Origin of the sequence: Bradyrhizobium sp., from assembly GCF_049512235.1 — a bacterium.
In the GTDB taxonomy this organism is placed as follows: domain Bacteria; phylum Pseudomonadota; class Alphaproteobacteria; order Rhizobiales; family Xanthobacteraceae; genus Bradyrhizobium.
The window spans coordinates 1-9,237 of the sequence record NZ_JBEKXH010000262.1; the positions used below are offsets into that span (position 1 = coordinate 1).

The window sequence follows — 9,237 nt, forward strand, 5'->3', positions numbered from 1 at the left end:
CGGCCAGCATCAGCAGAGCTAGAAATGCCTTGAACGGTTGCATGAACGGGCCTGGCGTGAGGGTCGAACAGGATTCGGTCGCGGCAGCAGAATACGCACGGCGAATCAAATCCAGCGCATTTTTGCGTGACCGTTCCCCCGCAAAACCCGGGCTAGGGGCCGTCATGCCCTGTCAGGCATCAGCCAACTGCCGTTTTAGGCGGCCGCCTGTCCTCTTTCGGTACAGTCAGCCCCTAATACTGATGCACAAAATCCACAGGTTAACCGATAATTAACGATGGACCTTGAAGCGGACGCGCTGACTTGCTTTGATCAGAACCATGAGCACAACCCTGATCGAGGTTCGGCCGGCCAAAGCTGCGGATGCAGCCGCGGTGGCGTCCACCCATGACGAAGCCTGGCGTTCGGCCTATCAGGGCATCATTCCCGGTGCCGAGCTGGAGAAGCTGATCAACCGCCGCGGCCCGCAATGGTGGGACAGCGCCATCCGCAAGGGCAGCCGGGTCAGCGTATTGGTGTTCGGCGACCGGGTCGCAGGCTATGCCAATTACGGCCGCAACCGGGCCCGCAGCCTGCACTTCGAAGGCGAGATCTACGAGCTTTATCTGCGTCCGGAGTTTCAGGGTCTGGGGTTCGGCCGCCGCCTCTTCACCGCCGCGCGGCGCGACCTCCTGCAGAGCGGCCTCAAGAGCATGGTGATCTGGGCGCTGTCCGACAACGATCCGGCGACCGAGTTTTACCGCGCCCTGGGTGGCCGCATGGTGGCGCGCTCCTCGGAGAAATTCGGACCGAAGTCGCTCGACAAGGTCGCCTTCGCCTGGACCAGCTGAGATTTTATTGTCCGGGCTTCCGGGCGCGGAATCTGTCTTGGCCCGCGCCGTCGGTCCCTGATAACGGTATCTGACCTCAAGGCCGTGCGGAGCCATCCATGCGCATAGACGCCATCTCGATCGGCAACGATCCGCCGCATGACGTCAACGTCATCATCGAAGTGCCGGTGGGCGGCGAGCCGATCAAATACGAGATGGACAAGGAAGCCGGCACGCTGGTTGTCGACCGGTTTCTCTATACCGCGATGCGCTATCCCGGCAATTACGGCTTTATTCCGCACACGCTTTCGAACGACGGCGACCCCTGCGACGTGCTGGTCGCCAACACCCGCGCGATCGTCCCGGGCGCCGTGATGAGCGTGCGGCCGGTCGGCGTGCTGCTGATGGAGGACGAAGCCGGCGGCGACGAGAAGATCATCGCGGTGCCGTCCTCGAAGCTGACCCAGCGCTACGACAAGGTGCGGAACTATGGCGACCTGCCCGACATCACGCTGCAGCAGATCCAGCATTTCTTCGAGCACTACAAGGATCTCGAACCCGGCAAATGGGTCAAGGTGCTGCGCTGGGGCGGCGCCGACGTCGCCCACCAGCTGATCCTGGAAGGCATCGCCCGCGCCACGGCGAAGTAGGGGCGAGCTGCGGACGGCCTCACACCGCAGGCTTCGGCAACCCGTGGATGGCGCAGGCCGCGCGCAAGGTATTCACCAAGAGACAGGCCACCGTCATCTGGCCGACGCCGCCGGGCACCGGGGTAATGGCGCCGGCGACGTCGACGGCCTCGGCAAAGGCGACATCGCCGACCAGACGGGTCTTGCCGTCGGGACCCGTCAGCCTTGTGATGCCGACATCGATCACGGTGGCGCCGGGCTTGATCCAGTCGCCGCGTACCATTTCGGGCTTGCCCACCGCGGCATAGACCAGATCGGCGCGGGCGCAGAGCTCTCCGAGATCGCGCGAGCGCGAATGCGCTGATGTCACCGTGGCGTTTTCATTGAGCAGCAATTGCACCAGCGGCCGGCCGACCAGATTGGACCGGCCGATCACGATGGCGTTCATGCCCTCCAGCGAGGCGTGCACGCGCTTGCTCAAAATGATGCAGCCGAGCGGGGTACATGGCGACAGCGCGGCGAGGCCGCCGGCCAGGCGTCCGGCGTTGTTCGGATGCAGCCCGTCGACGTCCTTGGCCGGATCGATGGCGCTGATGACGGTCTCGGTGTGAAGGGTCTTCGGCAGCGGCAGCTGCACCAGAATGCCGTGCACGCTCGCGTCGCGATTGAGCTTTTCGATCAGCGCCAGCACTTCAGCCTGCGCGACGTAGGCCGGCAGCACATGCTCGAAGGAGGCCATGCCGGCGGCTTGGGTCTGCTTGTGCTTGTTGCGGACATAGACTTGGCTGGCCGGATCGCTGCCGACCAGCACGACCGCAAGCCCCGGCGTCAGCCCGTTCTCGCACTGCAACCGCGCGACCTCTTCGGCGACACGGGCGCGCAGCTCGGCGGCGATGAGTTTTCCATCGATGATACGGGCCGTCATTTCCATCCTTACCGCTGCATCAGTGAGGCCAGGCCGCGATCAGCTTGCGCAAGGCTTCGCCGAGCTTTGCGGGATCGCCGTCGATCGCAATCCGCTTGTGGCGCGATGTCGTCCCGGCGAGAAGCCGCACGCTCGCCTTGGGCACCCCGAGCGCCCGGGCCATCAGTTCGGTCACCGCACGATTGGCTTTGCCGCCGTCAGCGATGGCGCGGACCCGCACCCTGACCACCGCGCGGCCGTCGGCCAGCGTCTCGCATCCCTCGATATCGTCGCGGCCGCCGCGTGGCGTCACCCGCAGCGCGACGCTGATGCCCGCGGTGGAGGCGCGCCAGGGTTGCATCAAGCATTCATCGGGCATCCAGGCGCGGCTTCAGAATACGGCGGGATAGATGTAGTAGGTGATCACCCGCTGGATGAACATGATGATCAGGATCAGGATGATCGGAGAGATATCGAGCCCGCCCAGATTCGGCATGACCGAGCGGATCGGTGCCAGCAGGGGCTCGGTGATCCGGTACAGGAACTCTGCCACCGCGGACACAAACTGGTTGCGCGTGTTGACGACATTGAAGGCGATCAGCCAGGACAGGATCGCCGAGGCAATCAAGAGCCAGACATAGAGATCCAGAACGATCAGGACAATATCGAGAACGGCACGCATGGTGGGGGGCTTACTCGCGGGAGTTCGGTCGCGGATTCGACTTCCCGCTAAATATCGGTTCCACCCCTCGCAAACAAGGGAAGCTCCGGGCAAAACAGGCGTAAATCCCCGATTTCGGCGTTCTTGACTTGGCCTTGGCACGGATTGTAAATGGCAGCGATTGTTGGCCGCTGCTGTTTCACGCGTCAGTCGGTCGCGAAGGGGCCATAGCTCAGCTGGGAGAGCGCGTCGTTCGCAATGACGAGGTCGGCGGTTCGATCCCGCCTGGCTCCACCACGCTTCGCCTGCGGCTACGCATTGCGCAGCCACGTCGCGCCGCTATTCCGCGGCTTCCGACATCACCGCGAACGGCATGCGGGCCAGCCAACCCTCGATGAAGTGCTTCAGCCAGGCGCGCTCGGCCGCGTCATAGACCTCGCGATCGGCGAAGTGGAGATGGCGCGGGCGAGCGCCCGGCAGTTCGAGCCGCGCATGGCCGCGCGTGGTCCAGCGATGCATCATCGCGTAGGTCACGTCGGGATGAAACTGGAAACCGAAAGCGTGGTCGAGCTGGAACGCCTCAACCGGAAAGTCACTTCCCTCCGCCAGCAATTCGGCGCCTTTGGGCAGATCGAATCCCTCGCGGTGCCAGTGGTAGACATGGTCAGGCCAATGCGGGCAGACCACGGTGCCCGCTTGCGTCGGGCGGATCGGATAGTATCCGATCTGCGCGCGGCCTTGCGGATGCGGCGCCACCCGCGCGCCGAGCTGCATCGCGAGCATCTGCGCGCCCAGGCAAATCCCCAAAAAGGGCCGCTGCTCCCGCAGCGGCACCGCGATCCAGTCGATTTCGCGGCGAACATAATCGTCAGGATCGTTGGCGCTCATCGGGCCGCCGAAAATGACCGCGCCGGCGTGGCCCTCCAGCGTCCCGGGAAGGGAATCGCCAAACCGCGGTCGCCTGATATCGAGCTTGTACCCGAGCGCCCGCAAGGCATTGCCGACCCGGCCGGGGGTCGAGGTTTCCTGATGCAGGATGATCAGAACCGGGAGCCGGGGCTTTGCAGCCGAAGGCGCCGCAGCAGACGCCCGCACCCCGGCGGGGAGCTGCAGCAGGGCTTCGGCGTTGATTTTGACCGAGTGGAAGGACATCGCATTTTCTTCAGCTTCTATCGAGCCGAAATCTTACCTAATCAATTCTTAATTTCGTATGAGTGTCATATGAGCTGCGTCACATAAACCGCGTCTTGTCAGCAGCTCTCCCTTGTCAGCAACTCTCTCCTGTCAGCAGCTCTGTCCTTTTAGCTCAGAAGCAAATTGCGGGCCAAGAGGGGCCCGGAGCCCTTTCATCGCCTCCGCAGCTGAAAGCGGGCGACCGCCGCCAGCACAAAGCCGCGCGGAACAAACCGAAGCAGGAACGGGACGACCTTGATGCCGAGGCCGGGCAGCACGATACGCTTGTTGGCCATCAGCCCGCGATACCCCGCCTGGGCGACGTCAGCGGCGGAGACATTGAGGATCGTGGAATCAAATCCGGGCAGAAACCCCGCCCGGGCCTGGAATTCCGACGGCACCGGCCCCGGACACAGCGTCGTCACCCGCACGCCCTGCGGTGCAAGCTCCAGGCGTAATCCTTCGCTGAAGGACAATACATAGGCCTTGGAGGCATAATAAACCGCCATTCCTGGCCCTGGCAGGAAGCCGGCAATCGACCCGACATTGAGGATGCCGCCGCGATGCCGGATCAGGTGCTCCGAAAACCGCAACGACAAATCGGTCAGCGCGCGGATATTGACCGCGATGATGCCGAGCTGTTCGGCGCGATCGAGCTTGATCGCAGTACCAAACAGTCCGAAGCCCGCATTATTGACGACATACTCGACCTCAACCCCCGCTGCGGCCAAAACAGCGGCAATTCTGTCGCCAGCATCGGGCTGTTCGAGATCGCAGGCGATCACGATCGGCGCGGTTCCGCAACCGGCGGCGATTTCATTCGCTAGCGCCGCAAGGCGATCCGCGCGTCGCGCCACCAGGGCCAGGCGATGGCCATTCGATGCAAAAACGCGTGCCAGTTCGGTGCCTATTCCCGCCGAGGCACCGGTAATCAGCGTCACACGCTCGGTCACGATTCAATGCTCTTAAATAAAACTCAGGGACATCCCCGCCAACGCTTTCGACGAGAGCATACGCCTTAGGCGGGATGCAAGCCCCCCGCAAGCATACCGGCGAACCCAGACGGCCGTCGTTTGGCAACGAATAGCAACATTCCCTCGCCAATCGTGCCTTATCAGGGACATTACAATTTCGTTATGTCCGGGCACCTCCAATTCGAAAGCTCGAAACGGCCGCCCGCGCCGGTCCGTCACATGGCCGCGTCCGCGATCCCGCCGCCCCTTGCCGACGCCGCGGGCTGGCGGGATGCCACACGATGCTTGAGATCGATGCGGTCGCGCGACGACACGCCGAGCAAATCGGCCGCGCGCCACACCACATTATCCTCGAATTCCGAGACCTGACCGTCGGCATAGACCAGCTCCCACATCATTTCGACAATGCGGAACCTGCCTGCTTCATTCACCGAACGCATGATGACGCTGGTGAAGTGATAAAGATCGACCGCGTCGCCCTCGACCAGGGTCGCCGACGCGATCAATCGATCCGCCGTGCCGGGGTCAAGCCCGAACCGGCTTTCGATCAGGCTGTGAAGTTTGCGCTTTTCGACTTCGGACGGCTCGCCGTCGAGCGAAATGACGTGAATCAGCAACGCCGTCGCCGCCAGGCGATATCCGGTATCGTCGAAGGTCCGATCCGGGTGCGCGCCGGGAGAAACGACATCGGCAATGAATTGGCGCAGTCCATCCAGCATCGTGTCCATCCGAAGTAGCATAAGGCCCGTCGGCCAAAGCTAGCGGGGCCAACAAGAGATATATGCGTCAGGAACCCAACCTGCGCAATCCGCGCCGGTTCCAATGCTTTGTATTACTATTCGGAAATCCCAAGCGCGGCTCGCTCAGGGTAATTCATAGACGACGATCTTGTCGGCAATGCCGCGCAGCGCGGCCTGCTTTTGTATGGGCGCGATATCAGCTTCGTCGAGGATCGCGGCCACCGCGGGGACGTCGATCACCGGTCCGGTAATGTGGATTGCCCGCGAAGTCGACAGGCCCTGAACCCGGGCGGCGATATTGACGGTCTGACCAAAATAATCCTGGCGCTCGTTGAGCATGACGGCGAGGCACGGACCTTCGTGAATGCCGATCTTGACCACCAGGTCGTCGGTACCGCGCTCGGCATTGAGCGCATCCATGGCGGCGCGCATCCGCAAGCCGGCGACGATCGCGTGTTCCGGCCTGATGAAGGTCGCCATCACGGCATCGCCGATCGTCTTCACCACGGCGCCCTTCTCCGAGGAGATGATCTCCAGCAGCGCATGGAAATGGGCGCGCACCAGATCGAAGGCGACGAGATCTCCGACCCTCTCATACAGCGCGGTCGAGCCTTTGAGGTCGGTGAAAAGGAACGTCAGCGAGGTGATCTTGAGGCGCTGATCGATGTTGAGGTTGTCGGCCTTGAAGACGTCGCGGAAGGTCTGGTTGGTCAGCATCCGCTTGGCGGTCAGGAACGGCTTGCGCTTGCCGATCAAATGATGAAGCCCCTCGGCGGCGATGAAGACCGAGGGCAGCACCCGCACGCCGGCCTGATTGTCGAGCGCCAGCCGCAGCGGGCCGGGGCGCAAGGTGACGGTGGCCCCGGTGGGCTGCGGCGTCTTGTTGTAGATCAGCTGAAGCTGCTGCCGTTCCCTGGTCGGCTCACCCTGCACATCGATGAACTGGGCGGTGTGCGTCACCGGCTCAAACACGATGATGAATTGCGGCGGCAATTGCAGCGACATCACCGCCTTCTCGCCCGCCGGCAGTTCAAGCGCATCGAGCACCACCTCGTCGGTCAGCGTCGCGAACGACTCCTTGTTGAAATCGACGCCCGAACTCCAGAACACCTGCTTGAAATATTCCCAGAGCGGCAGCGTGTTGGGGTCGTGCGCGGCGATGCGCCTGACCCGCGGACTGACCGTAAAGGCGACTTCGACCTGCTCGTCGACCGAGGCCTCGTAGCCGCAGGCGCATAGTCCGCAGTGATAATCGTCGGGACGCAGCGATTTCAGGGTGGCATGGGCATCGAGCACGCCGCCGCAGCCGGGGCACAGCACGTTCCAGGTGAGATCGAACAGCCCGAGCCGCGACGCATGCAGGAAGCCCGAGATCACCCGCTCTTCGTCGAGCCCGGTCCGCGTCGCAAAATCCAACAGGTTGATGCGGTTGAGTTCGTGGTCCTCGCCGTTTTCGACCAGCCGCTGGATGGCATCGGCCACCGCGGGGTCGGCGGTCTGTTTCAACAGGGAAAACTGGGCTTTTGTCTCGCTCATGCCGAAATCCTAGATGGCATCATCGCAACGCCAGCGCAATGTGTCGTCACCGACGCGTGATGCGGAACATCGGCGAGCGATCGGGCTGCGTCGTTACCACGCCGATCGGCATTACCGGCCCGGTGTCGTGCAGTTCGACACGGAAGGCGCCGATCAGCTTGGCCAGCGCCAGGGTGGCTTCCACCAACGCGAAATGCGCGCCGATGCAGACCCGGGCGCCGACCCCGAACGGCAGATAGGCAAAGCGATCGGGCGGCGGCGCCCCCGGCATAAAGCGAGCGGGGATGAACGCGTTCGGGTCGCGCCAAAGCTTTTCGTGCCGGTGCAGCAGCCACGGTGCGATCAGAATCACGTCATGTTTTCTCAAGCGAAGGCCGGCGATGGTATCCGGGCCTGCGGCAGCGCGCGCGATCAGATAGGCCGGCGGATAGAGGCGCAGGGTCTCATCGACCACGGCGCGGCTGAATTTCAGCCGCTCGCTATCGGGCTCGCCGTTCACGGTTGCGCCCGCTACCTCATCGGCCAGTTCCTGCTGGGTGGCCGGATCCAGCGCCAGAAGATACAGGGTCCAGAACAGGGCGGTGGCGGTGGTCTCGTGACCGGCGAGAATCATGGTCGCGACCTCGTCGCCAAGCTGTTCGTCGCTGAAGGCCTCGCCGGTTTCGGGGTCGCGCGCGGTGCCCATCAGATCGAACAGATCGCGCGGCGGCGCGCCCTCGTTCTTGCCGGCGGCGCGGCGCTCCGCCATCAGCTCGCCGATGAAACGCGTCCAGCGTTTGCGGAAGCGGGCGCGGGCAAAATCCTGCGGGCTCGGCCAGCTCAGTGGCAGCACCAGATCAAGCAGATGCGGCCGCGCCAGCCTGATGCCATACTCCATCACGAAATCGCGCAGCGCCGGTCCATGGCGGCCCATCTCGAACGAGAACATGGTGCGCCCGGCAATCTCGAGCGTCATCCGCTGCAGCGCCGCCTGCAGATCGACCGGCTGGCCAGCGGTTGTCTTCAGCGCCGCGATGGTTTCATCGGTTACCGCGATCATGTGCGGCACCAGCGGCGCCACCGCGCGCGGCGTGAAGGCCGGCGCCAGCGTCCGGCGCTGGTGCTTCCAGGCCCGGCCCTCGGCGATCAACAGGCCGTCGCCCAGCACCGGACGCAACAGCCGGATCGTCGGCGCCGTGCGCCGGTAGTTTTCGTAGTTGTCGACCAGGACATGCCGGATCGCCTCCGGCGAGTTGAGAATGAAACTTGAGCGTCCGAGGAAGCGGCCTTCGATGATATCCTCCTCGTAGGCGCGTTGTCCCCAGCTGGCGAGCCCGCTCTCGCGCATGGCCCGCATCCGCCCGAACGCGGTCATGGTATCGGGCGCACGCGGCGGATAAGGCGGCACCAGCGGCCGACGCGTGACCGGCCTGTCGTAGGCTTCGGCTAGGCTCATCGGGCAACCCCTCGAAGACGATCATGGAAACATTCGGCATCGCCGCCGTATCGGCGACTAGCATCCGGGCGCCATCAAGGCGTGCAGGTCGCCCAACAGTTAGGTACAACGTTTCCGAACTTCGAGTCATATCGAAGCTTGCGATGCAGCGCTCCCTCTGGCGCGCGTCGCGGGGGCTTTCGTCGACCCCCGGATCGCTTATGATACTGCGATCAATTGCATTTTTGCGGTTTTGGCGCAGCTTTAGTTACGATTGGTTGTTCATATCATACATAACAACCTTTGAGAGAATTTCATGCGCCTGCATGGGCCACCTGCCTTTACTCTTAGCCGCCCCGCATGACGATCGATGGCGGATTTTCCGCACTGGACAGAG

The 9,237-nt window shown here is 63.4% G+C and carries 10 protein-coding genes and 1 tRNA gene; 3 read left to right on the top strand and 8 right to left on the bottom strand.

All coding sequences use genetic code 11. The features are described from left to right. Positions 1-320 precede the first annotated feature (320 nt). A complete protein-coding gene (locus tag ABSG20_RS22135; protein WP_423866647.1) occupies positions 321-830 on the top strand; it encodes a GNAT family N-acetyltransferase in 510 nt (169 codons plus the stop codon). 98 nt (positions 831-928) lie between these two features. Then, entirely contained in the window at positions 929-1,459 is a 531-nt protein-coding gene (gene ppa / locus ABSG20_RS22140) for an inorganic diphosphatase (RefSeq protein ID WP_423866648.1), read from the top strand. 19 nt (positions 1,460-1,478) lie between these two features. Here ppa and folD read toward each other — a convergent pair whose 3' ends face one another. Genes folD through ABSG20_RS22155 form a run of 3 tightly spaced genes read right to left on the bottom strand, consistent with a single transcriptional unit; the run spans position 1,479 to position 3,024 of the window. Then, positions 1,479-2,363 carry a bifunctional methylenetetrahydrofolate dehydrogenase/methenyltetrahydrofolate cyclohydrolase FolD gene (gene folD / locus ABSG20_RS22145; protein WP_423866649.1) on the bottom strand — a complete coding sequence of 295 codons (885 nt, stop codon included), beginning with the start codon at positions 2,361-2,363 and terminating at the stop codon, positions 1,479-1,481. 19 nt (positions 2,364-2,382) lie between these two features. Beyond that, positions 2,383-2,703 (bottom strand): DUF167 family protein, encoded by a 321-nt coding sequence (locus ABSG20_RS22150; protein WP_423866650.1) that lies wholly within the window; start codon positions 2,701-2,703, stop codon positions 2,383-2,385. A gap of 30 nt (positions 2,704-2,733) precedes the next feature. Then, positions 2,734-3,024: a YggT family protein gene (locus ABSG20_RS22155; protein ID WP_423866651.1), complete on the bottom strand. Its 291-nt coding sequence runs from the start codon at positions 3,022-3,024 to the stop codon at positions 2,734-2,736. A gap of 200 nt (positions 3,025-3,224) precedes the next feature. On the opposite strand from ABSG20_RS22155, the gene ABSG20_RS22160 reads away from it, so the two are divergent. Continuing rightward, positions 3,225-3,300, top strand: a tRNA-Ala gene (locus ABSG20_RS22160). Between the two features lie 42 nt (positions 3,301-3,342). Here ABSG20_RS22160 and ABSG20_RS22165 read toward each other — a convergent pair. From ABSG20_RS22165 to ABSG20_RS22185, 5 genes are all read right to left on the bottom strand, one after another. Then, complete coding sequence (locus tag ABSG20_RS22165) at positions 3,343-4,155, bottom strand: glutamine amidotransferase (RefSeq protein WP_423866652.1); 813 nt, start codon at positions 4,153-4,155, stop codon at positions 3,343-3,345. Between the two features lie 194 nt (positions 4,156-4,349). Further along, positions 4,350-5,129: an SDR family NAD(P)-dependent oxidoreductase gene (locus ABSG20_RS22170; RefSeq protein ID WP_423866653.1), complete on the bottom strand. Its 780-nt coding sequence runs from the start codon at positions 5,127-5,129 to the stop codon at positions 4,350-4,352. 236 nt (positions 5,130-5,365) lie between these two features. Beyond that, complete coding sequence (locus ABSG20_RS22175; RefSeq protein ID WP_423866654.1) at positions 5,366-5,869, bottom strand: tellurite resistance TerB family protein; 504 nt, start codon at positions 5,867-5,869, stop codon at positions 5,366-5,368. A 144-nt stretch (positions 5,870-6,013) separates the two neighbouring features. Further along, positions 6,014-7,426 carry an adenylate/guanylate cyclase domain-containing protein gene (locus ABSG20_RS22180; protein WP_423866655.1) on the bottom strand — a complete coding sequence of 471 codons (1,413 nt, stop codon included), beginning with the start codon at positions 7,424-7,426 and terminating at the stop codon, positions 6,014-6,016. 46 nt (positions 7,427-7,472) lie between these two features. After that, positions 7,473-8,861, bottom strand: coding sequence for a cytochrome P450 (locus ABSG20_RS22185; RefSeq protein WP_423866656.1), 1,389 nt, complete (start codon positions 8,859-8,861; stop codon positions 7,473-7,475). Positions 8,862-9,237 lie beyond the last annotated feature (376 nt).